This is a genomic window from Hymenobacter glacialis, assembly GCF_001816165.1.
GTDB lineage: Bacteria > Bacteroidota > Bacteroidia > Cytophagales > Hymenobacteraceae > Hymenobacter > Hymenobacter glacialis.
Map to the genome: position 1 here is coordinate 58,334 of NZ_MDZC01000057.1, position 22,828 is coordinate 81,161.

The following is a 22,828-nucleotide window of genomic DNA, read 5'->3' on the forward strand; positions in this document are numbered from 1 at the left end:
GCTATCGGGTGCTGCTGCTCACGCCCGAGAGGCCCGGCGCCATGGTCAGGCGTGCCAGAAATTGCAGGGCCGTTGTGTAGCGGTTCCGCAGGTCGCAGTAGTGGGTCCAGGCCGCTTCGTGGTCTTCGAGCAGCGTCAGGCCTTTACTCTGCAATTCGTGGCAGGCCGACTCAAAGTCGGCGCGGCTGGGGGGCTTCAGGCCATCGCCCGGCCCGAGGTAGTCGGGTTCGGCATTGGCTTTGTCATCGAAAAAGCGGTATACCCGGTTCAGGGCGAGGCAGCCAGCCTTGAAAGTGATTTCAACCTGCCGGGGCCGGGGGCCGTCTACTACCGCAAAGAGCAGCGCCGCCGTGTCCAGAATCAGCCCGCTGCTGGCCACCCAGGAGCGGCCGGGCTGGGGCGAGCGAAAGAAGGCAATGATGGGCAGCGACGTGTGGCTTTCTTCAATCTCCACAAACCACCGCTCCCATTCACTCCATTGCTGTTCGTCGTTCTGCACCGAGCCGTCGTGGTTGAGCCAGCCCAGCAGGCAGGCGGCCGTGGGCGGGGTGCCGGCCCGCAGTTCCAGCAGCCCCACCGTCACCTCGCGCCGCGAAAATGCCTGGTAGATAGTGGGCAGGTAGGAAAGCAGTAGGGTGAGCAGCAGCAGGCCCAGGGCCGCCTCGGAGTACGTGAGCACGGCGATGCCGATGTGCCGCGTGCTGGTGGTGCCCAGGGTCATCAGGGAGCTGCTGCTTAGTTCGTAGCAGCGTTCCCAGCTGCCCTCGCCTAAGGCCCAGTAGAGGCTGGTGTAGCCCAGGCCTACCAGCGCCTCCCACACCACCGGCAGCGCCACCAGTGCCACCGGCGCGTAGTGGGCCATGATGCGGTCGCGCCGCTCGTAGGAATTGGCCAGCTTGGCTGTGGCCTCAAACAGCACCCGTATCCACACAAAAACCTTCACGTTCATGGACACCACCTCGTTGCGGGGCAGCACAAACGAGCGAATGGCCGCCGATACCGTGGTGATGACCAGGATGACGCCTCCCAGTCCAGTGACCACGCGCAGAATAAGCAGCAGAGTTGGGTGCATAAAAGGTTAAAATGCCTGTTACGCACCACGCCACCAAATAGCTGGGCAACCAAGGGCTTGGAATGCCTAAAAGGTTGCTGCTCTGTTCTTCCACATGTCGTGGAACGAGGCCGGGGCCACGGCCAGCGCGGCGCGGCGCTTGCTCCAGCCCACCTGGCCCAACAGGCGTCCCAGGCTCCAGTCCTTCACCTTGGCGGGCAGCAGGTCTAGGGCCCAGCGGTGCTGCATGCTCCATTTCCACAGGCCAATGGCAAGCCGTTCTTCGGTGGGTGCATGGCCTTCCTCCACGCTTTGCTTGCGGTTGAGTAACAGTAAATTATGCAGGGGGATGCGCACCGGGCACACGGTGGTGCAGGCCCCGCACAGGCTGCTGGCGTAGCTTAGGTGCTTGTGCTCGGGCAGGCCGCTCAGGTGTGGGCTGATGACCGAGCCGATGGGGCCGGAGTACGTGGTTTCGTAAGTGTGTCCGCCGATGTTCTTGTACACCGGGCATACATTGAGGCAGGCGCCGCAACGAATGCAGCGCAGCGCGGCGCGCTTGTCGGGCTGGGCCAGCAGGTTGGTGCGGCCGTTGTCAAGCAGGATGACCACCATTTCCTCGGGCCCGTCTACTTCGCCGGGCTGGCGCGGGCCGAAGTACACCGTGTTGTACACCGTGACTTGCTGGCCGGTGCCGCTGGTGCTAAGCAGGGGCCAGAACAAGTCCAAGTCGGTTAGCTTGGGAATGATTTTTTCGATGCCCACCACCGCGATGTGCAGCTTGGGGAAGGTGGCCGAGAGGCGGGCGTTGCCCTCGTTCTCGGTTACGGCCACGGCGCCCGCGTCGGCAACGAGGAAGTTGCCGCCGGTCACGCCCACTTCGGCGGCGGTGTACTTGCCGCGCAGCAGGTGCCGGGCCGTGAGCACCAGCTCCTGGGCGTCGTCGGTACTCTGGGTGCCCAGGTGCTTCACGAAAATGTCGTTGATGTCGGCCTTGCTCAGGTGCATGGCCGGCGTCACAATGTGGTAGGGCCGCTCACCGTTTAGCTGCACGATGTACTCGCCCAGGTCCGTTTCCACCGATTCCACGCCCTGCGATGCCAAGTACTGGTTGAGGTGGATTTCCTCGGTGGTCATGCTTTTGGCTTTCACCACCGTTTTGGCGTTGCGAGCCTTGGTCAGCTTCCCTATTTCGGCCAGGGCCTCGGCCGCGTCTTGCGCCCAGATTACCCGCCCGCCCCGGGCCGTGAAGGCAGCTTCAAATTGCAGCAGGTACTGGTCCAGCTTTTCGAGCACGGTGGCTTTGAGGTAGGCGCCGCGGTCGCGGGCCAGCTCATGCTGGTCGTAGAGCTTGAGGCCCGCGTTCACGGCCGCGTCGTACTTGCCGATATTGAACCGGATTTTGCGGCGGTGCTCGCGGTCGAAGGCCTTGGCTTCGGCGTCTTTTTGGAATTGTTCGGCCTTCATTCGCGCAAGGTTTCGCTAAGTTTTAGAATTAAGTTTCGCTAAGACAGAGAGCAGCCAGCGCTTAGCGGAGGTTGTTGGCTAAGCGGATGATGTTGCCTTTGAGGGATTCCACATTGAAATTGAAGAGTAGGCCGAGGCGCAGGTCAGCTAACCGCAGGTAGTTGAGAAGTTGTTTTGAGTGGATGGGAATCAGGTTTTCGCAGGATTTCAACTCCAAAATGACCTTGCCTTCCACTAGCACATCCAGGCGAAAACCAATGGCCAGCTTCACGCCATCGTACACTACCGGAACGGGTACCTGCGTCTCAACTTCGAGGCCCTGCTTGCGCAACTCATGCGTGAGCGCAGCCTCATAAACCGACTCCAATAGCCCGGGGCCCAAAGCACTGTGCACCCGAAAAGCAGCATCAAGTACCACTTTCGAAATCTCGTTCTCGCTCATGAAAACAAACTTAGCGGGACTTGATTTTTAAACTTCGCGAGACTTTGCGCTCAGGGTTTGTTCGAGTCCACCACCACGCGCCCCTCGCGGTTGGCCAGTTCCCAGGCCAGGTGGAACACCAGCCGCGCGCGCTTCTCCATTTTCGGAAACTCAATCTTGCTGATTTCGTCGCTTTCCTTGTGGTAGTCGGCGTGCACGCCGTTGAAGAAAAAGGCCACCGGCACCTTGTTCACCGCGAAGTTGTAATGGTCGGAGCGGTAGTAGAAGCGGTTGGGGTCGGCGGGGTCGTCGAAGCGGTAGTCCAGGTCCAGCTGCGTGTACTGCTTGTTCTGGGCTTCGTTAATCACCTTCAGCTCCGAGGCCAGCTTGTCGGACCCGATAACGTACACGTAGTCGGGCTTGCCCTCGTGTGCCACGTCGGTGCGGCCTATCATGTCCACGTTCAGGTCGGCCATGGTCACGGCCATCGGGAACACCGGGTTTTTCGAGTAGTACTCCGAGCCGAAGAGGCCCTTTTCCTCGCCGGTCACGCTCAGGAAGAGCAGGCTGCGACGTGGGCCGTGGCCGTCTTTCTTGGCTTGCGCAAACGCCTCGGCCATGGTCACAATGGCCGACGTGCCCGAGCCGTCGTCATCGGCCCCGTTGAACACCACCCCGTTCTGAATGCCCAAGTGGTCGTGGTGCGCCGACAATACAATGATTTCCTCCTTCTTATCGCTGCCCTCAATAAAGCCCAGCACGTTCTCGGTTTCCAGCGGTACGCGCTTGCGCACGGCCTTCACCTGCATGGGCAGCACCTTGAATTTGGACGCTACCGGCTGCTTGGTCTGATTAATTTTGGCCAGGTAAGCCTTCATATCGGCTGCATTGGTGCCCAGCAGCTGCAGCGCCACGGCCGGCGCCAGAAAGAACGACGGCGTGCGGCTCGGCTTCTCGGTCACCATCACCGTGGTGGGCCGGCTGATGAACGGACCCAGTCGCGCGGCCTGCTTGGCAAAATTGGTATTCGGGTCGAAGCTCACGAAGAATACCGTGCGGGCACCTTTCTGGGCCGCCATCTGGGCCTTGGCGCGGTAGTCGTTGCCCCATTTCGTGGGCGAGCCGTCGGCGCTCAGCAGCGCTTTGCCATCGGGGGCCGTGGGTTCGCCCAGGGCAATGAGCACGTCCTTGCCGGCCACGTCCAGCCCGGCGTAGTCGGAGTAGCCGGGCTGCTCAATGCCGTAGCCCGCAAATACCGGTTTCACCGTGGTTTCCTCCGCAAAAGGCGAGTCGCTGAGGCCGTAGAAATCCACGAGCCACTTGTAGCTGGTCTTGCCAATTTTCAAGGAGTTGCCCTCGGCCCAGGTCACCTGCTCCACGTTGAAGTGCTGCTGGTAGGGGTCAGCCGAGTTGGGCATGGGACCAGTCAGGCCGGCGTTTTTGAACTGCTCGGCAATGTAGGCGGCGGCCATGTGCTGGCCTTTCATGCCGGTTTCGCGGCCCTCGTACTCGTCCGAAGCCAGCACGGCCAGGTGCGTGCGCAGGCGCTCGGCGTTCACCATCTCAGCGTATTTGGCGCTCCAGTCGGTGGCGGCGGCAATGGGAGCGGGCGCCGGGGCAGGCGCCGTTTTACCAGGCTTGTGCTTGATTTTTACCTTGCCCTGAGCGTGTGCGGGGGCCGCGCTGGCCAGGGCAAAGAAGGCGAGTAGGAGGGACGTTTTGTTCATGCGAATAGCAGGGATGGGAATTTGAAAGGTCGGATAGGCGCTGGCTGGCGCGGCCGCTAGTTTTTTTGAATGAGCACCGTGGCATAGGCGGCCACGCCTTCTCCTGTGCCCACAAACCCTAGTTTTTCGGTCGTGGTTGCCTTAATGGAAATATCGTCTTCGGCAATGCCCATCACGGCGGCCAGCACGCGCTGCATTTCCGGGATGTGGGGGTTCACCTTGGGCCGCTCCAGGCAGATGGTGGAATCAATGTTGCCCACTTCGTAGCCGCGTTCGCGCAGCAGGCGCATCACCCCGGAGAGGAGTTTTTTGGAGTCGATGCCCTTGTACTCCGGGTCGGTATCGGGGAAGTGGAAGCCGATGTCGCGCAGGTTGGCCGCGCCCAGCAGCGCGTCGCAGATTACGTGGATGAGCACGTCGGCATCGGAGTGACCGAGGGCGCCGTGGGTGTGTGGCACCTGAATGCCGCCGAGCCAAAACGGCAGGCCTTCCCGCAATTGGTGAACGTCGTAGCCGAAGCCGGTGCGAATTTTCATGAGGTTGAGTGAAATAGGGCCGACGCGGCCGCTGCAAAAGTACCCGGCGCGGCGTTCATCGGCCACAAAATGCCACGAGCCACCCTTTACAATCACCAGGTTTACGCAAGGAAGCCTTTTGGGCTAAAATGCTTGTCTTTGTAGGGCTACTATGATTAGCTGAAGATGCCAGCCGAACCGCGAATTTTCTCCGCGAGGTGTAAAGCATTCAGTAAGATTTTGCGTCATCTAATGATGAAAAGTGCCCGATACTGCTTGAAACGCTGAAAAAGAAAATGGAAACTTTGAGAACAATTAAAGTTTCCATCGTATCTTTGCAGCGTTAATTATGGAAATCAAAGACCGAATCCTGAACCGCGCGCAACAGCTTTTCATGCGCAATGGCATCAAAAGCGTGAGCATGGACGACATCGCGGCCGAGATGGCCATGTCGAAAAAGACTCTCTACAAGTGGTTTGAGAACAAGGACCAGATTGTGGAGGCCTCTATGAGCCGGCACCTGCAGGGCACGCAGTGCGACTGCACGGCAATGATGGAAACGGCCACCTCGGCCATCGACGAGCTGTTTCAGATGATGGAGTGGACACGGCAGCATTTCAGCACCGTGCATCCCAGCATTTTCTACGACTTGAAGAAGTTTCACCCCAGCACCTGGCAGTTGTGGCTGGCGCACAAAAACCAGTTCATCCTCTCCCAAATCATCCAGAATCTGCGCCGGGGCATTGACGAAGGCTTCTTTCGGGCCGACCTCGACGTGGATGTGATTGCGCGGATGCGCCTGGCCCAGATAGACATCATGTTCAATTCTGATGTGTACCCGCACCTGCTCTACCCCAGCGAGCGGGTGTCGCAGGCGCTACTCGAGCACTTTATGTTGGGCGTGGCCACCCTCAAGGGCCACAAGCTCATCAACCAGTACCGCCACGTGACCGAAGAAGAATAACCCGCTTACCCCCGACTACCCGTTTCCTTTTTGCTGATTATGAAGATGCTGTTTCGATCAAAAACCCTGCTGGTGGCGGCCCTGACTGCCGCCGTGCCGCAGGCGCTGCTCGCCCAGACGTCGGCTTCGGCGCTGCCAGCCGCTCCGCCCACCACGGGCACCATGCCCCTGAGCCTGCAACAGGCGGTGAACTACGCCGTCCAGAATAAGTCGTCGCTGCTGGCCACCCGTCTGGGCGAGGCCGCGGCGGCCGCCAAAGTAGGCGAAATTAAAAGCGCCGGCCTGCCCCAGGTGAACGTAGGCGCCACCGTGTCCGATAACTTCAAGCTGCAAAAGAGTCTGGTAAGCTTCCCGGTGCAGCAAACCGTGCTCACCCCTGGCAAAGTGGCGGATGCTTCCGGGGGCCAGGAAGTGGTGCTGGACCAGCGCCGCTTGGCCGTGCCGCCGCAGCCGTTTGCGTTCGGCCTGCAATTCGCCGGCAACACCAGCGCATCGGTATCGCAGCTGCTCTTTGACGGTTCTTACCTGATTGGTTTGAAGGCGGCTAAGGTGTACACCGAGCTGGCCAAAAAGCAAACCCAGCAGGCCGAAATCGACGTGGTGGAGCAGGTAAGCAAGGCTTACTATAGCACGCTGGTGGCCCGCTCGCGCCTCGCCCTGCTGGCCCGCAACGTGCAGCGCCTCGACACGGTGCTGTTCCAGACCAACCAAACGTACAAGGCCGGCTTTGCCGAAAAGCTGGACGTAGACCGCTTGCGCGTGCAGCGCAACAACCTGGTGGTGGAGCAGCAGAAAGCCCAGCGCCTCACCGAGTTGAGCGTGGGCCTACTCAAGTTTCAGATGGGCCTGCCGCAGCAGCAGGGCATTCAACTCACCGACTCGCTTGACGCGGCCGTGGTGGATGCCGGCGCCCTGCGCCAGCGCCTCGGCGTGGCCAGTATGAACACCGGCGGCGGTGTGAACGGCCTGGGCGACGTGCCCACCGCCCCAATCCCGTCCGGCAGCGACAACACCGCTGCCCAAAACCGCCTCGACCAGCAAAACGCGCTGTCCGGTGGCCAGCCCATTGCGGCCCGCGGCGCCCTCAACTACAACAACCGCATCGAATTCTCGACCCTGGAAACCCAGCAGGCGCTGGCAGGCCTCGACCTGCGCAACCGCCAGGCTGGGGCCTACCCGCGTCTCGTGCTCACGGGGGCCTACGGCTTCACGGGCTCGGCCAAAACGGGCAGCGAACTATTCGCCTTCCGCGGGCCGGATTCGCGCAACTCGGCCGGTTTTGCCAACCAGAACTGGTTCGGGTTCGGCAACGTGGGCCTGAGCCTGCAGGTGCCGGTGTTTGATGGCTTCCGCCGCAAGTACCTGGTGCAGCAGAGCCGCCTGCAGCAGCAAACCATCGAGAAAGGCTTCGAGACGCTGAAGCAAAGCATTGACTTGCAGGACGCCCAGAGCCGCACCACGCTCATCAACGCGCTGGACGTGTTGGACAACCAGCAGGCCAACCTGACCCTGGCCACCGACGTGGCCCGCGTCACGCGCATCAAGTTCAACGCCGGCGTGGGCTCCAACCTGGAGGTGATTACGGCCGAAACCGACCTGCGCTCGGCCCAGACCAACTACTACGGCGCCATTTACGACGTGCTGGTGGCCAAAGTAGACCGCGACAAAGCAACCGGCGAACTGTATAAGAATAGCCGTTAGCCAGCAGCTGTTAGCCGTTAGCTTTTCCCTCTGTAAAACCCAAGAATGCCCTACGATGAAATTGTCTTTCAACAAAGCGAATAGCCCGCAGCCTAAAGCTGGCAGCTTCCTTAAAAAGGCTATCAGCTACCAGCTAATAGCTATCAGCTTAATCACTGCTTCCTGCGGCGGCGACAAAGACCCCCAGGCCGAACTGGCCAAGCTCAAGAAAGAGCAAGCCGACACGCAGGCTAAAATTGCTGTCCTCGAAGCTAAAAATGGCCCTTCGGAAGCCGCTGCTGCTACTCCGGTGAGCGTGATGAATGCCAAGCCGGAAAGCTTTAAAAGCTACCTCGAAGTGCAGGGCCGCGTCGACTTTGACCAGAATGCCACCGTGGGCAGCCGCGCGGCCGGCACCCTCACCAGCCTGCGCGTGCAGCGCGGCGACCGGGTGCGCAAGGGCCAGGTGCTGGCCACCGTGGATGCCAGCATTCTGGATGCCAACGTGGCCGAGCTAAAAACCCGCATGGACCTTGCTCGCGTGATTTTCGAGAAGCAAAAAAGCCTTTGGGACCAGCAGATTGGCACCGAAGTGCAGTTCCTGCAGGCGCGCAACAACTACCGCGCCCTCCAGAACGGCCTCAATACCCTCTACCAGCAAAAGGCTCTCTACAACGTGACCGCCCCCTTCTCGGGCACCGTGGATGAGGTGCTGCCCAAGCTGGGCGAAGTAACCACGCCCGGTGCGCCGGTAGTGCGCCTGACCAGCGGCACGGGCGGCAAGATTCTGGCCGAAGTATCGGAGGCCTACAGCAACAGCATCAAGGCCGGCGACAATGCCGTGGTGACCATTCCGGACCTGGGCGGCACCGAAATTCCGGCCACTGTGCGTGTGGTGAGCCGCAACATCAACGCGACCAGCCGCACCTTCACCGTGGAGCTGCGCCTGCAGGACAAAACCACCGACCTGCGCCCCAACATGGTGGCCACGGTGCGCATTCAGAACTACGCCGCCACCAACGCCACCGTGATTCCGGTAGACCTGGTGCAGCGCGACGAGCAGAACAGCTACGTGTACGTGGTGGGCAAATCCGGTGGCAAAACGACCGCCGAAAAGCGCATCATCAAAACCGGCAATACTTACAACGGCAAGGTGGAAGTGACCAGCGGCCTCACAGCCGCCGACCAGATTATCTCGGCCGGCTACCAGAACCTGAACGACGGCCAGCCGATAGCTGTGCAAGGGGCGTAGCCCCGCCCGCCATTGAAGGATTGTTGAACGAAAGCCCCGGCGGGGCGACACATCGGTAGTAATACCGCCAAGTTAAAACAATGAAGCCCCAGTGGGGCGACACTCGCCAGACGAATGCCGCCCCGCTGGGGCTCAAATAGCAAAGCAACCGCCGCTACTACCGATATGTCGCCCCGCTGGGGCTTCACCATCACCGGCAACTAAGCAACCTCAGGCTTTTACAGAAGAACCATGCAGGACATAGAGAAGGAATTCGGGCCCACTAGTTGGTCCATTGATAACAAGACCAGCATTTACATTATCACGGTGATTTTGTGTATCGCGGGCATTTTTGCTTACCTCAAGCTGGGCAAGGAGAAATTTCCGGACATCGTGATTCCCCGCATCATTGTGGCCACGGTGTACCCCGGCACATCACCCACGGACATCGAGAACCTGGTGACGCGCCAGCTCGAAAAGCAGATCAAGAGCGTGAACGGGGTTAAGCACATCAACTCTACTTCGAACCAGGACTACGCCATTGTAGACGTGGAGTTTACCTCCGGCGTGGACGTGCAGGCCGCCAAGCAACTCATTAAGGACGCTGTGGACAAAGCCAGCACGGAGCTGCCCAACGACCTGCCCTCCGCGCCCCTGGTGAAGGAGGTGAACATCTCCGAGCAGCCCATTATGTACGTCAACCTGGCCGGCAACCTCCCCGCCGCCCAGCTCAAAAAGTTTGCCGACGACTTCCAGGACAAGATTGAGGCCCTGCCCGAAATCACCCGCGTGGACATCATCGGTGCCCTCGACCAGCAGGTGAACGTGGACGTGGACCTGAACAAGCTGCGGGCTTCGCGCCTGGGTTTCAGCGACATTTCGCGCGCCATCGGGGCTGAGAACGTTACCGTTTCGGGCGGCACCATTGACGTGGGCGGGCAGAAGCGCGCCGTGCGCGTGGCTGGCCAGTACGTGCGGGCCGAGGACATTGCCAACATCCAGATTAAGAACCTGAGCGGCGCGCCCGTGCGCCTCGGCGACATCGCCACCGTCACCGACGGCTTCAAGGACCGCGAAAGCTATGCCCGCCTCGACGGCAAGCCCGCCATTACCCTGAACGTGGTGAAGCGCCAGGGCGAAAACCTGATTGACGCCAGCGACAAAATCAAGGTGATGCTTGCCGACTCCAAAGCCAGCCTGCCCAAGGAGTTGACCATCACCGTGACCGGCGACACCTCGAATGACACCCGCGTGACGCTGCACGACCTCATCAACACCATCATCATCGGCTTTTTGCTGGTGACGTTCATCCTCATGTTCTTCATGGGCACCACCAACGCCATGTTTGTGGGCTTGTCGGTGCCGCTGTCCATGTTCCTGGCCTTCCTCATTCTGCCGGCCTTCGACTTCTCGCTGAACATGATTGTGCTTTTCGCCTTCCTGCTCGTGCTGGGCATTGTGGTGGACGATGCCATCGTGGTCATCGAAAACACCCATCGCCTGCTGCACGAGCACCCCGAGCTGAGCACCGAGAAAGCGGCCAAATTCGCCGCTGGCGAGGTGTTTATTCCGGTACTGGCCGGCACGCTCACCACCATTGCGCCGTTTATTCCGCTGCTGTTCTGGCCGGGCATCGTGGGCTCGTTTATGTACTACCTGCCCGTCACGCTCATCATCACGCTCATGGCGTCGCTGCTGGTGGCTTTCGTGATGAACCCCGTGTTTGCCGTGAGCTTCATGCAGCGCGAAGAGCATTTTGAAGAAGACCTGCACAGCCGGCCCAAGGCCACCAAGGGCTTCATCATCACCATGGCCGTGCTGGTGGCGCTGGGCGTGCTGTTCAACGTGCTGGCTTTGGGCAAGACGCCCGAAGTAGGCCCCGACGGCGAAGCCGTTGGCCTGCTGGGCCATTTCCTCGGCAACCTCTTTCTAGCCCTGGCCGCCTTCATTGCCCTCGACCGGTACGTGCTGGTGAAAATGATTGCCTGGTTCCAGACCCGCGCCCTGCCCCGGTTCCAGAACGGCTACGCCAAGCTGGTGGGCTGGTCCATTAGCCATCCGGCCATTGTGATGGTGGGCGTGCTCATTCTCTTCATCGGCTCCTTTGTGGCCGTGGGCATCCGCAGTCCCGCCGTGCAGTTCTTCCCCAAAGGCGACCCCAAGTTCGTCTACACCTACCTGAAAATGCCCGTGGGCACCCGCGTGTCCGTCACCGACTCGGTGACGCGCGTGCTGGAGCAGCGCATCTACGGCGTCATCGGTAAGAATAATGCCGACGTGGAATCGGTCATCAGCAACGTGGCCATCGGTGCCGGCGACCCCGGCGAGGCCACGGCTTCGGGCGTGTCGCAGTCGCACCTGGGCAAGATTGGGGTGGCTTTCAAGGAAATGAGCGACCGCACCGGCCCCGCCACCAGCACCTACATGAACAAAATCCGGGAGGTGGTGAAGGGCATTCCCGGCGCCGAGGTCTCGGTGGACCAGGAGGCCAGCGGCCCGCCCACGGGCAAGGAAATTGCCATTGAAGTAGCCGGCGACGACTACCCCAAGCTGGCCGTGCTTTCCAAGAAGGTGACCCGCTACCTCGACTCGCTCAACATTGGCGGCGTGGAGCAGCTGCGCTCCAACCTGGAAGACCGCAACCCCGAAATCGCCGTGAACATCAACCGCACCCGCGCCAACCGCGAGGGCATCAGCACCGGCCAGATTGGCCTGGAAGTGCGCACAGCCATCTACGGCACCGAGGCCAGCAAATTCAAAACCGCCGACGACGAATACCCCATTCAGGTGCGCTACGCCGAGCCCTACCGCTCCGACGTGGACGCCATCGTGAACGCGCCGCTCACTTTCCGCGACGCCACCGGCGCCATTCGCCAAGTGCCCATCTCGTCGGTGGCCGACGTCACCTACGGCAGCACCTACGGCGGCATCAAGCGCAAAGACACCAAGCGCGTCATCACCATCAGCTCCAACGTACTGGGCGGTTTCACCGGCCCCGACGTGGTGCGCAACATCCAGACGGCCCTCAAATCCTACCCGCTGCCGCCCGGCTACACCATCAACATGGGCGGTGCGCAGGAAAACCAGAAAGAAACCAGCGACTTCCTGCCCCTGGCCGGTATCGGTGCACTGGGCCTCATTTTCCTGATTCTCGTCACGCAGTTCAACTCGTTCAGCAAGCCGCTCATCATCCTTTCGGAGGTGCTGTTTTCCATTGCGGGCGTGTTCTGGGGCCTGGCCATCACGGGCCAGAACATCAGCATCGTGATGACGGGCGTGGGCATCATTGCCCTGGCCGGCATCGTGGTGAAAAACGGTATTCTGCTGGTTGAATTCACCGACATGCTGCGGGCGCAGGGCATGCCCCTGCGCGAGGCCATCGTACTGGCCGGCCGCACCCGCCTCAACCCCGTGGTGCTCACGGCCACGGCCGCCACGCTGGGCCTCATCCCGCTGGCCATTGGCCTGAACATCGACTTCTACGAACTGTTTGCCAGCGGCAACGCCCACTTCTTCATTGGTGGCGAGTCGGTTACCTTCTGGGGCCCGCTGGCCTGGACCATTATCTTCGGTCTGGTGTTCGCCACGCTCATCACCCTGGTCGTAGTGCCGGTGATGTACCTGCTGAGCGAAACCCTCAAGGGAAAAATAACCGGAAAAAACCCGGATGCCCTTGCAACCATTACCGAAGAGGTGGACTCTGAAGAAGTACAGGCGGCTACGCCACCGATACTAGTTTAACATTTTTTGCGTTGTTGGCACCCGCTGGCTGGTTTTTGTTGCAGCAAAAACCGCCGGTGGGCTCCTTCGCAGCAGCGTTGAGGCCAGCCTAGGCTCCACCCCTTTTTTTACTGCCTATAATGTACGTATCCGCCATTAGCCCCGCCGCCCACACGCCTACTATTGAGCAGCAGGTATTCCGTATCATCAGCAAGCGCAAGGCCATTCGGGCCAGCCGCGTGCGCAAAACCGCCAGCCTCTCCCGCGACCTCCGCTTCGACACCGTCGATGTAGTTGACATCATTCTGGAGCTGGAGCGCAACTTCAGCATCACCATCCCCGACGAAATTCCCCTAACCACCGTAGGCGATTTCGTGCGCTATGTACGCGACCACGCCGTAGCGGCATAAGCTGCGCAGCGGGTTGTCAGTTGTCAGAGATAGGTGAAATAATGGCTGACAACCAGCAACCTATTCACTTCAGAAAGGCGGCAAACAAAAAATCCCCGGCAACCTGAGTTGCCGGGGATTTTTTGTTTGCCGCCTTTCTGTTTCTAGCGAACATTGCCACCCGTATCGAGGGCGCCGGCATCTGATGCGTTGCGGCTACCGTCCCAGGTGCGCACCGTGGGGCCGTTGGTAGGGCCGGTGGGCTTGGCATCGGGGCCTGCCTCATGCACGGGGCGCGGGCTGCTGCTTTGGGGTGAACCCAGGCCGGCATCGGTGGCCGACTGGCCGCCCACCTCAGGCGCACCGGGCAGGTCGACGGTGCCATGGGACTTAGCCGATTCTTTGGAAAGTACCGCTCCCCCCGACAGTGCGGTGGTGCCAGTACCGGCATTGCGGCTACCGGCCGATGCGGCCGCCTGCTCATCGAGCGCGTCGGCGTCGTGCTTCACCTCGTTGCTAGCCGTAGCGTTGCCCGAAGCAGCTACGTCGGCGGCCGAAGCGTGCGTTTCCTTATCCGTAGCGGCATATGCATTATGGGTGCTGCCCGTGACGGCTACCACGCGGGCACTGCTGGTTTCCCAGTCCTGAAACTTGTCCATCTCGCCCTTCAACGTGGTTGAGAACCACGCCACCAGCGCCACGTCGTCGAGCAGGCCCAGCACCGGGATGAAGTCCGGAATCAGGTCAATGGGGCTCAGGAAATAAATGAGCACGGCCACGGCCGCCAGCACGGTGGTGCTGGGAACCCCGGTGTACTCGCCCGATATCGACGCTTTGATGAGCCGGAACATAGTCTGCAGCGTTTCCCAGGCTTCGTGAGCCAGTGAGCCCACGTCGTTTTTGTCGCTGGCTTTTTTGTAAGCGTCCGTCAGGAGCTGCTTCATGCGGGTGGGCTGGCGAATGTAGCCTTCGGCAGTTCCCAGGAACTTCTTGAAAATGGCCGAGCCAGCCACGTTATCGCCAGTGGGCGGGGTTTGAGAGTTTTGAGCCACGGAGTGGGGGGTTAGGTAGTGCGAAAAGAAAGGAAAAGCCAGAATCGCCTTTCCAATCCTAAATACTACGTTCGGGCAGCCAAGGTTGCTGCTGTGGCTCGCTTTTGCCCCGCCGGCGAAGCGAATGCCAGCCTAAGGGCCTGCGGCCATCAGGCAAAAGCACTCGTTGCCTCCCGCCCTAAAAAGGAAACGGCCCGTTTCTGATGAAGAAACAGGCCGTTGCAGGGGCTTGGGTGGCTGTCAGCCAAGGCGGCTATTCAAAAACCTTTACCACGAAAACGTAGTCCCGCAGCTTCGCCACTTGCTTGGGGCGCCCGGCGCCAGCCAGTTGGCCGAAGCGCGGCAAATGGTAAGGTGCGCCCGATTTGGCGGCGTCCAGGGAATCAACCAGCCGTACCAAGTACGACGACTTGGTGGCAAAAGCCGCACTCTGGGCATCGTTCTGGCGGCCGCTCACTACTCCAATCAGGTTGCCGCGCTCGTCGAGCAGCGGGCCGCCCGAGTTGCCGGGGTTCACGGGAATGCTCACCTGGTAAAAGGCCGTGTCGCCCTCAAAGCCCGAGCGGGCACTCAGCGCACCTTCGCCGTACACCACGTCCTCGCGCGGGTAGCCCAAGGTAAACACCCGTTCGCCCAGGTCGGCCTGGCCCGCCTTGATGGCGTAGGGCAGGCGGCCAAAGCCAGTGAATTTCTTGTCGGTAATGCGCAGAATGGCCAGGTCGTGCTTCACGTCGGAGTACACAGGCTCGGCGTGGTAGCGCTGCTTGTCGCGGCCCTCAATCAGCACCGAATCGGCCCCCTGAATAACGTGGTAGCTGGTCACAAGGTACCCTTCCGAAGTCAGGGCGAAGCCCGTGCCGCTAATCGTGCTTTCCTTGGGCGAAGCCGCCGCCGAGCTAGGGCGTCCGAATTGATTAAGGCTGATGGTCAGGTCTTTTTGGCTCTTTTTAATGCGCTCTACTTCGCGGCGCAGCACCGTGTAGCCATACAGCGACGGCTTGATTTTGGACGTCCGCCACAGGTCCAGGCCCAGCAGGGTGCTGAACACAGCCAGCACGGCCACCGAAGCGGCCACGCCCACCGTGGCGCGGTGGCCACTCCAGAACTGGCGCAACCGCCGCTCGGTGCGCGAAATGCTCAGCATCGGGTTTACGGTGTGGGTTAGCCTGGCCGGTTCCTCTGTGGCAACAGCGGGAGCGGCTGGCTCTTCGGCGGCCAGCATGGCGGCGTGCATGCCGCGCAGCTGCTGGCGGGTGGCCTGGCGCTGGCCGTAAGCCCGCAGGGTACCGGTCATCTCCGTGAAGTCCGCGAAGCGCAGGGCCAGAGCCGGGTCGGCGGCCAGGCGAGCTTCGAAGTTGGCACGGGAAGGCCCGGCCAGCTCGCCATGCGCGTAGGCTTCAAATAAGGCGTAGTAATCGGCTTCGGTCATCATGGGCAATACTGGCGGCGCCGGGGAGCGACGGCAGGTAACAAATGGGTGTTCCGATGGGAAAAACCCCCGCCGGCAACGGGCATTAAATGGGCTCTTCCTTGTAGTGGGTGAAGAAAAGCTTTTTCAAGCGCACGAGGCACTTATACTTTTGATTTTTAGCATTATCGGCGTTGGTATAGCCGAATTCGGTTGTCAAATCCTGCATCGATTTGTCGAGCAGGTAAAATCCTTCCAAAAGCGAACGACAAGGTTCTCCCAGGTGGTTCAGGGCCTCGCTCATGGTACTGAAGCGGCGGTCCTGCTCCTCAGCAGCCAGCAAGTCGTCCTCAGCCCCCGTGTTCAGGTAGGGGCCGTGCTCCTCATCGTCGAGCAGGCGCACGCCGAAGCGGCTTTTGCTCGTCAACCGTTTCAGCCACAGGCGCCGGCACACAGCGTAGAGGTAGGTTTTAATCTGGCAGCTAAGCTCAAGGGAGCCGTCGCGAACCTTTTCATAAAACACCACCACGCCTTCCTGGTACACGTCCTGGGCATCGTCTTCCGAACCGCTGTTTTGCAGCACGAAATGCGATACCATGGGCCAATGCAACCGGTAGAGGTGCGACAGGGCCCGCTCATCGCCGCTGCGGATAGCCGCAATCAGCGCGTCGTCGGTAGGAGTCAAAGAAGAGGAAGTTGAATTGCCCCTGCTCATTCACTTTGGGGGTTAATACAAATAAAGGCCACAAGTAACCCGGCCTGAAAAAACATTTTGCCGGGCGGGTTACCTTTTAGCTAGGACAGGATAAAGGGCGCTTTTTAGTTAACCCACTTTCAAAATTACCTCAAAATGAACAACCTGTTCAAAGTTGCTGCCCTGGGCCTGGCCCTGACCGCTGGTCTGTCGTCGTGCGAGTCGAAGACCACCGAAACCACTACCGTTGAAGCTCCTGCTGCTACCGGTATGGAAACCACCACCACTACCACCGATAGCACCATGACCACGGCTCCTGCTGATGGCGCAATGGCTCCTGCTACCACTGAGGCTTCTAGCACCACCACCACCACCACCGAGACGCCTAAGTAGTTGATTGCTGGCCCCGTGCCAGCTTCATACCACTAGCTAACATAAAAAAGCCCGGATTTTCCTGATGGAGAATCCGGGCTTTTGTGGTTTTAAGACAATTTCTGAACCAGCCTCTCAACCTCGTTTAAACAAATGGCTACGCTACCAGTCCCAGCAGGTCGGCCGCTATGCCTTCCCACGGCTGGTGCAGGTTGAGGGTGAACACTCGCACGGGGTGGCCGCCCAGGGTGTACCGCACATTCACGGCCGGGGCGGCATCTGAGTCGGGCCCGGCTGGGTAGAGCAAAATGCCCTCCAGTGCCTGGACTGGGCCGGGCCGCTGGTTCTGCAAGTAGGCGTAGAGTTGGTAGAGGTGGGGCGCAATGAGGCGCTGCCGGTCGTAGCGCGGGCGCAGGGCCGCCGCATAGTACTTGGTGTCGAGGATGATTTTTCGGTCGGCTGCCTCCAGGGTGGTGTCCGTGAGCATGGTGGGCAGCAGGGCCAAATCGTCGGTTTCGCTTTCGGCCTGCCAGGCAATGGTTTCGGCATACACGCGGTAGCGGCGCTGCTCGCGGCGGTAGAAGTTGCGCGTGAATTGCTCAAACAAGCGCGCCATCAGCACCTCGTCGCGCCGAAAGTCGGTGAAGCGGCTGCGTCCCTGGGCCGTGGGTTCGGGCAGGGCCATCTGCCACACCAGTTCGCACACGTGCAGCAGGAAGGCCGCCTGGCTGTCCGGCCGTTGCCGCCGCAGCGCCCGGAACGTGGCGGCGGTGGGGCGGGCTGCATCCGGCACGGACGGCAGCCGCTGGCGTATTTGGCCAAGCTCGCGGCGCAAAGCCGCTGGCAAGGCCGTGGCCCGCGCCAGCACGCCCAGTGTTTGGGCCAGCAGGCGGTGCAGCGCCGAATCGGTGCTCAGTTCATCGTAGGTGCAAATGGCCCGGCCCCGCTCCAGCAGCCCGCGGCCCAGGCTGGGCGCCAGCTCAATGCGTCCCCGCAGGCTGGTCAGCTCGGCCTCCTGCGTCTGAAACGTACGCGGCAATCCGGCCCGCAGCAGGCGGCGGGTGCCGTGCAGCAGTACCTGCGCCAGCAACCCCAGCGGCCGATGAAACGGCGCGGCCTCGCTGGCCTGCAGCACGGCCGGCTCGGGCAGCCGGTTCCAGGCGTAGCACAGAAAATAGTAGAGTGTAGGAAGTGGTATCACAGGGGCTGAAGCACAAGAAAGAGCCGGAAATTAAGGGCAGTAATGCAGGTGTGGTTTTTTAGCCCGCGTGCCCTACGCTAGCAGCTTGCGCAATTGTGCCGCCGCCGTGGCTGGCTGTTCGCGCCAATAGTCCGATAACAGCGGACCGATTTCCTGCTCTATTATCAGTTTCAGCCAGCGCTCAGCTTCTTTTGCCTGAGTAGGCGGCTGGCAGAAGTAGCTGTGGCCGATAACGAAGTCGGGGCCGAGCTCGGGGTCATCGGCAATGGTTTGGTTGAGTGCGGCCATGCGGGTGCACAGCTGTTCGATAAGGGTAGCGGGCACTTGCCGGGCGGCCAGAAGGCGCCGCAGCGGTGCGCCAAACTGCGGCTCAAGCCCCACGAAGGCGAAGCGGCGGCGCAGGGCGTAGTCCAGCGGGCTCAGGGACCGGTCGGCGAGGTTGAGGGTGCCGATGACGTAGAGGTTGTCGGGCACGAAAAAGCGCGGGGCATCCGGCGGGGCGTAGGGCAGGCGCAGGGCGTGGGCGGGGCCGCGCTTGTCGGCTTCGAGCAGCAGTAGCAGCTCACCGAAGATACGAGGCACGTTGCCGCGGTTGATTTCGTCAATCAGCAGAAAATACGGCCGGTCGGGGTCGAGGGCGGCGCGCTGGCACAGGAGCGGCAGCACGCCGGGCACCAAGTGGAAGCGCCCTTCGGCATCGGGCCGGAAGCCCAGCATAAAGTCCTCGTAGCCGTAGCTGGGGTGGAACTGCACCAGTTCCACCCGGCTTTCGTCTTTGGCCCCCAGCAGCAGCCAGGCCAGCCGGCGCGCCAAAAAGGTTTTGCCGGTGCCGGGCGGGCCCTGCAGCAGCAGGTTGCGCCGCCGGGCCAGGCCAGCCAGCGCTGCATCAAGCTCGGTTTCCGTGCTGAACACCTCCACCAAAGCCTCGGCACGGGTGTAGGCGGGCGCCTGGTAGGCCGTGGTGGGCTCGGCGGCGTGGGCGGGAGTGGGGTGGTCCTTGGTCTCGCGTGGCAGGCCGGTGTAAAGGTCCTCGGTCTGCTGGCGGGCGCTTTCCTCGCCGTCGTGGTTCGAGCCGGAGGTGAGCACCGGCCGCTTGGTGCTAATGGTAAAATCCAGGCCCTCCAGCAGGCTGTTGGTGGGTGCGCCGGCCGGCCGGGGCCATGGGGCGGCGGGGTTGCCGGTGGCCAGGCGGTAGGCCAGCTCGGCCACGGCGCGGGGCGGGTAGCGGCGGCCCCGGTACACCAGCTCGTACACGGTGCCCGCGGGCAGTGGCCGGCCCCCGCGCGCTATCTGGCGCAGGGCGCGCAGCACCTGCTCGCGGGTGAGCAGCGGGAGGGAAGCAACGGGGGCAGGAGGCATGGCGAGGGAGGGCCGGAATAATAAACTGCTGTAACCGAAAAAGCCCCTTGGCGGGGCCAAGGGACTTTTTCGATTTTTTTTATTCAGGGAAGCCACCTTATACGCATTCAACAAGTAGGAATGCGCAAGGGAAAGGCCCGGAAGTAAGCTACGGATTGACCGTGAACGTGCGGGTAACCGAGTTGAAGGTGCCGGGAATGAGGGTGCCGCTGCTGTTTACCAGCTCCAGCTTCACGGTGTTTTCGCCGGCGGGCAGGCCTTCCATCTGGTAAGGCAACCAGCGGTCGAGCATGAATTCGGTGCCGTTGATGGTGGCGCGTACGCGGTTTCCGCCGGGCTCCAGGGTGGTATTCACCAGGTAGAAGTCCAGCATGATGCGCTTGGCATCGGCGCCGGTGTACGTGTCTTTGGGGCGGCTATAGAACAGGTTCGGCGCATTCACGTCGACGATGGGCGTAGCGCTGGGCGTGGCATTGCCCACGTTGATAATGCGCAGGTCGTAAGCACCGCGGTGCTTCAGGCTTTCGTGGTAAGAACGCGACAGAAACGACAGTATGGCGTGCTGCCCATCGGCCAACGGCTTGCTAAAGCGGGTTTCGTAGTGCGCGGTGTAGGGCTCGTTGTCCACGATGTTGTGGATGTGCTGGCCTTTCTCCGAGTTGGCCATTAAGGCCATGTTGGGCCCGCCGCTCATTTTGGTGAGCTGGAAATTCGTGGTCTGGTAATCAAAAGGAACATTGCCGCTGGGCAGGGTGGCGCCCCCAATGGGGTTGCGCAGCTTCATTTGCGCCTCCGGAAACTTGGGCGAATCGGAGAGGGGAGTCAGCCGGATGCCGTTCGACTCCATGCTCTCGGCGTTGGTGCTGGTGCTGCCCACGGGGGCATTAACACCAGCCGAAGCGCTAACATCGGTGGCGGGCTTACTGGTCTCGCAGCTGGCCAACAGTGCCAAGGTCAGAGTCGTGCTGCAAAGCAGCCAAGTAGAACGTTTCATGTAGTAGGAATCAAAAAAAGGATGTCAGCTGTTTATACGAGAATCGAATAACAAATAAGCTGGGCTGCTTACGGCAGGTACCCGGTGCAGGGTTTTGCTTAACTTGCATCGTTGCCCATCGTGGGGCTTACTCAGCCTCAAAGTAAACCTAATTTTTCCATGCAAGACCAACTTCTTGACCAAATCCCCTCGCTCGACCTGGCCGACTTCCGTTCCGGTGACCCTGAGCGCAAGGCTCGTTTCGTGCAGCAGCTCGGCGAAGCCTACCAAAACATTGGCTTCGTAGCCCTGAAAAACCACGGCCTCAACGACGAGCAGACCAAGCAGCTGTACGCCGACGTGCAGGCTTTCTTCCAACTGCCCGACGACGCCAAGCAGCGCTACGAAAACCCCGAGCTGGCCGGACAGCGTGGCTACATCAGCAAAGGCAAGGAGCACGCCAAGGGCCGCAACACCGGCGACCTAAAGGAGTTTTACCACGTGGGCCAGGAAGTGGAGGAGGAAGACCCCATTAAGAACGAGTACCCGGACAACATCTGGCCCGCAGAAGTGCCCGGCTTCCAGAAAAGCACCTTTCTGGCCTATCGCACGCTGGAAAGCGCCGGCCAGGACGTGCTTCGTGCCATTGCCATTTTCCTGGAGCTGCCCGAAAACTACTTTGATGATAAGGTGAAGCACGGCAACAGCATCCTGCGCCCCATTCACTACTTCCCCATCGAAAACCCCGACGCCGTGCCCGCCGATGCCGTGCGCGCCGCCGAACACGGCGACATCAACCTGATTACCCTGCTCATGGGCGCCAGCGCCGATGGCCTGCAGGTGAAGCGCCGCGATGGCAAGTGGATTGCCATTACGGCCCTGCCCGACCAGATTGTGGTGAACGTGGGCGACATGCTTCAGCGCCTCACCAACGGCGTGCTCAAGAGCACCATTCACCGCGTGGTGAACCCCGCCCGCGAGAAAATGAACACCTCGCGCTACAGCATTCCGTTCTTCATGCACCCGCGCTCTGAAATGAGCCTGGCTGCGCTGGAGCACTGCGTGACGCCCGACAACCCCAAGAAAGAAGCCGATATCACGGCCGGCGAATTCCTGAACGAGCGCCTGATTGAGCTCGGCCTGAAGAAGAAGTAACATCTGGGAGGTAACGTCAAAAACTAGAACGTCATGCTGAGCTTGCCGAAGCATCTTTACCACGAGAGTAAATCATTACTTCAGCGGTAGAGATGCTTCGGCAAGCTCAGCATGACGTTCTTTATTTTTCTGCATGACCGTTCCTACGCCCCCCACTTCCCCGCCCTCCGCCGCCCCCGTTTCGCTGGAGCCGCCCCCGCGGCGGTCCGGCATCCGCACGCGGCGGGTGCGGGGTATTATTTTTTTGAAGGACGTGGCCGCGTTGGCCTTCACGGCCTTTGGGGGACCGCAGGCGCACCTGGCCATGATGTTCCGGCTGCTGGTGGACAAACGGCGCTACATCACCTCGGCTGAGCTGCTGGAGCTGCAGGCCCTGTGCGCGCTGCTGCCGGGGCCCACGTCTACTCAAACCATCACGGTTATCGGGTTTCGGCTGGGCGGGCCCAACCTGGCCTACCTCACGCTCCTGGTCTGGATGACGCCGTCCGTGACCCTGATGACCCTGGCGGCGCTCACCCTCAGCCACCTCGACCCGGTGCGCGTGGCGGCCCTGGTGCAGTTTGTGCAGCCCGTGGCGGTAGGTTTCGTGGCCTTTTCGGCCTACCGCATCGCCCAAAAAGTCATTCATACCAAAACGGCCGTCGGCCTGATGGTGTCGGCGGCATGATGGCCTATTTTTTCCAGCTGCCCTGGATGCTGCCGCTGCTGCTGGTGGCCGGCGGCGCCGTAACCACGGTGCGCTACCGCAAGCACGCCATTGTGCAGGAGAAAAAGCCCTTGCGTGTGGAGTGGGCCAATTTTATACTGTGGCTGGGGATTTTGCTGGGCGCGGCATTGCTGGGGCACTACACGCGCTGGCTGCCCGTGCGGCTGTTCGAAAACTTCTACCGCAACGGCTCGCTGGTGTTTGGCGGGGGGCAAGTGCTGGCGCCGCTGCTCTACGCCGAGTTTGTGGAGTTCAAAGGCTACCTCACCGGGCCCGAATTCCTATCGGGCCTGGGCCTGGTGCAGGCAATGCCGGGGCCCAATTTTTCGATAGCCGCCTACATTGGGGCGCTGGCCATGCGGCCGGAGGGCGGGCCGGGAATGCAGGTAGTAGGCGCGCTAGTGGGCACAGCGGGTATCTTTTTGCCCGGTACCTTTCTCATCTTCTTCGTTATTCGTTTCTGGGACCGGCTGCGGCAGTACCGCGTGGTGCAGGCTTCGCTGGAAGGCATCAACGCAGTGAGTGCCGGGCTGGTGTACGCGGCTACGTTCCTGCTCTACCACCCGCTGCCCGACAAGTACCTCGCGCTGCCCTTCCAGTGGGGGCCCGTGCATACCCTGCCGGTAAATCCGCTGCTGGTGGGCACCACGTTTCTGCTGCTGCTGTGGGAAAAAATGCCGAGCGTGGCCATTGTAGCCACGGCGCTGCTGGCGGGTGCGCTTATCGGCTAGCCGGCGTCGCTT

General features: G+C 61.1%; 19 protein-coding genes and 1 pseudogene. 9 read left to right on the top strand and 11 right to left on the bottom strand.

Translation table 11 applies throughout. The annotated features are described in order from the left end of the window. Window position 1: 1 nt before the first annotated feature. From BEN48_RS08120 to ispF, 5 genes are all read right to left on the bottom strand, one after another. Entirely contained in the window at window positions 2–1,072 is a 1,071-nt protein-coding gene (locus BEN48_RS08120) for a hypothetical protein (RefSeq protein WP_070734091.1), read from the bottom strand. A 66-nt stretch (window positions 1,073–1,138) separates the two neighbouring features. Further along, entirely contained in the window at window positions 1,139–2,518 is a 1,380-nt protein-coding gene (locus BEN48_RS08125) for a LutB/LldF family L-lactate oxidation iron-sulfur protein (protein WP_070734092.1), read from the bottom strand. 61 nt (window positions 2,519–2,579) lie between these two features. Then, on the bottom strand, window positions 2,580–2,960 hold the full coding sequence (locus BEN48_RS08130) for a GxxExxY protein (RefSeq protein WP_070734093.1): 381 nt from the start codon (window positions 2,958–2,960) through the stop codon (window positions 2,580–2,582). A 50-nt stretch (window positions 2,961–3,010) separates the two neighbouring features. Further along, window positions 3,011–4,666 (bottom strand): M28 family peptidase, encoded by a 1,656-nt coding sequence (locus BEN48_RS08135; RefSeq protein WP_083320885.1) that lies wholly within the window; start codon window positions 4,664–4,666, stop codon window positions 3,011–3,013. Between the two features lie 56 nt (window positions 4,667–4,722). Further along, window positions 4,723–5,202, bottom strand: a complete 480-nt coding sequence (gene ispF, locus BEN48_RS08140) for a 2-C-methyl-D-erythritol 2,4-cyclodiphosphate synthase (RefSeq protein WP_070734229.1) — start codon at window positions 5,200–5,202, stop codon at window positions 4,723–4,725. A gap of 328 nt (window positions 5,203–5,530) precedes the next feature. Here ispF and BEN48_RS08145 point away from each other — a divergent pair, with 328 nt between their 5' ends. From BEN48_RS08145 to BEN48_RS08165, 5 genes are all read left to right on the top strand, one after another. Then, window positions 5,531–6,145, top strand: coding sequence for a TetR/AcrR family transcriptional regulator (locus BEN48_RS08145; protein ID WP_070734094.1), 615 nt, complete (start codon window positions 5,531–5,533; stop codon window positions 6,143–6,145). 45 nt (window positions 6,146–6,190) lie between these two features. Next, window positions 6,191–7,846 carry a TolC family protein gene (locus tag BEN48_RS08150; protein ID WP_158010127.1) on the top strand — a complete coding sequence of 552 codons (1,656 nt, stop codon included), beginning with the start codon at window positions 6,191–6,193 and terminating at the stop codon, window positions 7,844–7,846. Between the two features lie 55 nt (window positions 7,847–7,901). Then, window positions 7,902–9,077, top strand: coding sequence for an efflux RND transporter periplasmic adaptor subunit (locus BEN48_RS08155; RefSeq protein ID WP_083320886.1), 1,176 nt, complete (start codon window positions 7,902–7,904; stop codon window positions 9,075–9,077). A 231-nt stretch (window positions 9,078–9,308) separates the two neighbouring features. Then, window positions 9,309–12,797: an efflux RND transporter permease subunit gene (locus tag BEN48_RS08160; RefSeq protein WP_070734096.1), complete on the top strand. Its 3,489-nt coding sequence runs from the start codon at window positions 9,309–9,311 to the stop codon at window positions 12,795–12,797. A 119-nt stretch (window positions 12,798–12,916) separates the two neighbouring features. After that, window positions 12,917–13,186 (top strand): acyl carrier protein, encoded by a 270-nt coding sequence (locus BEN48_RS08165; protein ID WP_070734097.1) that lies wholly within the window; start codon window positions 12,917–12,919, stop codon window positions 13,184–13,186. Window positions 13,187–13,854: 668 nt separating this feature from the next. Here the strand turns inward: BEN48_RS08165 and BEN48_RS20165 are convergent. The 3 genes and pseudogenes from BEN48_RS20165 to BEN48_RS08180 all read right to left on the bottom strand — a co-directional run. After that, a pseudogene (locus BEN48_RS20165) lies at window positions 13,855–13,956 on the bottom strand (YkvA family protein); the annotation flags it as partial. 514 nt (window positions 13,957–14,470) lie between these two features. After that, on the bottom strand, window positions 14,471–15,649 hold the full coding sequence (locus BEN48_RS08175; RefSeq protein ID WP_083320887.1) for a S1 family peptidase: 1,179 nt from the start codon (window positions 15,647–15,649) through the stop codon (window positions 14,471–14,473). Between the two features lie 82 nt (window positions 15,650–15,731). Continuing rightward, window positions 15,732–16,310 (bottom strand): RNA polymerase sigma factor, encoded by a 579-nt coding sequence (locus BEN48_RS08180; RefSeq protein WP_241502215.1) that lies wholly within the window; start codon window positions 16,308–16,310, stop codon window positions 15,732–15,734. A gap of 165 nt (window positions 16,311–16,475) precedes the next feature. On the opposite strand from BEN48_RS08180, the gene BEN48_RS08185 reads away from it, so the two are divergent. Next, a complete protein-coding gene (locus tag BEN48_RS08185) occupies window positions 16,476–16,712 on the top strand; it encodes a hypothetical protein (RefSeq protein ID WP_070734100.1) in 237 nt (78 codons plus the stop codon). 136 nt (window positions 16,713–16,848) lie between these two features. On the opposite strand, the gene BEN48_RS08190 is transcribed toward BEN48_RS08185, so the two are convergent. The 3 genes from BEN48_RS08190 to BEN48_RS08200 form a co-directional block, all read right to left on the bottom strand. Beyond that, complete coding sequence (locus BEN48_RS08190) at window positions 16,849–17,892, bottom strand: 5-methylcytosine restriction system specificity protein McrC (protein WP_070734101.1); 1,044 nt, start codon at window positions 17,890–17,892, stop codon at window positions 16,849–16,851. 72 nt (window positions 17,893–17,964) lie between these two features. Beyond that, entirely contained in the window at window positions 17,965–19,251 is a 1,287-nt protein-coding gene (locus BEN48_RS19090) for an AAA family ATPase (protein ID WP_070734102.1), read from the bottom strand. Window positions 19,252–19,399: 148 nt separating this feature from the next. Continuing rightward, window positions 19,400–20,245, bottom strand: coding sequence for a hypothetical protein (locus BEN48_RS08200; RefSeq protein ID WP_070734103.1), 846 nt, complete (start codon window positions 20,243–20,245; stop codon window positions 19,400–19,402). Window positions 20,246–20,404: 159 nt separating this feature from the next. Here BEN48_RS08200 and BEN48_RS08205 point away from each other — a divergent pair, with 159 nt between their 5' ends. The 3 genes from BEN48_RS08205 to BEN48_RS20090 all read left to right on the top strand — a co-directional run bounded on the left by BEN48_RS08205 (window position 20,405) and on the right by BEN48_RS20090 (window position 22,816). Continuing rightward, window positions 20,405–21,379, top strand: coding sequence for an isopenicillin N synthase family dioxygenase (locus tag BEN48_RS08205; protein ID WP_070734104.1), 975 nt, complete (start codon window positions 20,405–20,407; stop codon window positions 21,377–21,379). 133 nt (window positions 21,380–21,512) lie between these two features. Then, window positions 21,513–22,046: a chromate transporter gene (locus BEN48_RS20085; RefSeq protein WP_317043691.1), complete on the top strand. Its 534-nt coding sequence runs from the start codon at window positions 21,513–21,515 to the stop codon at window positions 22,044–22,046. Beyond that, window positions 22,043–22,816, top strand: coding sequence for a chromate transporter (locus BEN48_RS20090; RefSeq protein WP_317043692.1), 774 nt, complete (start codon window positions 22,043–22,045; stop codon window positions 22,814–22,816). The genes BEN48_RS20085 and BEN48_RS20090 overlap by 4 nt, the downstream gene beginning before the upstream one ends. Window positions 22,817–22,828 lie beyond the last annotated feature (12 nt).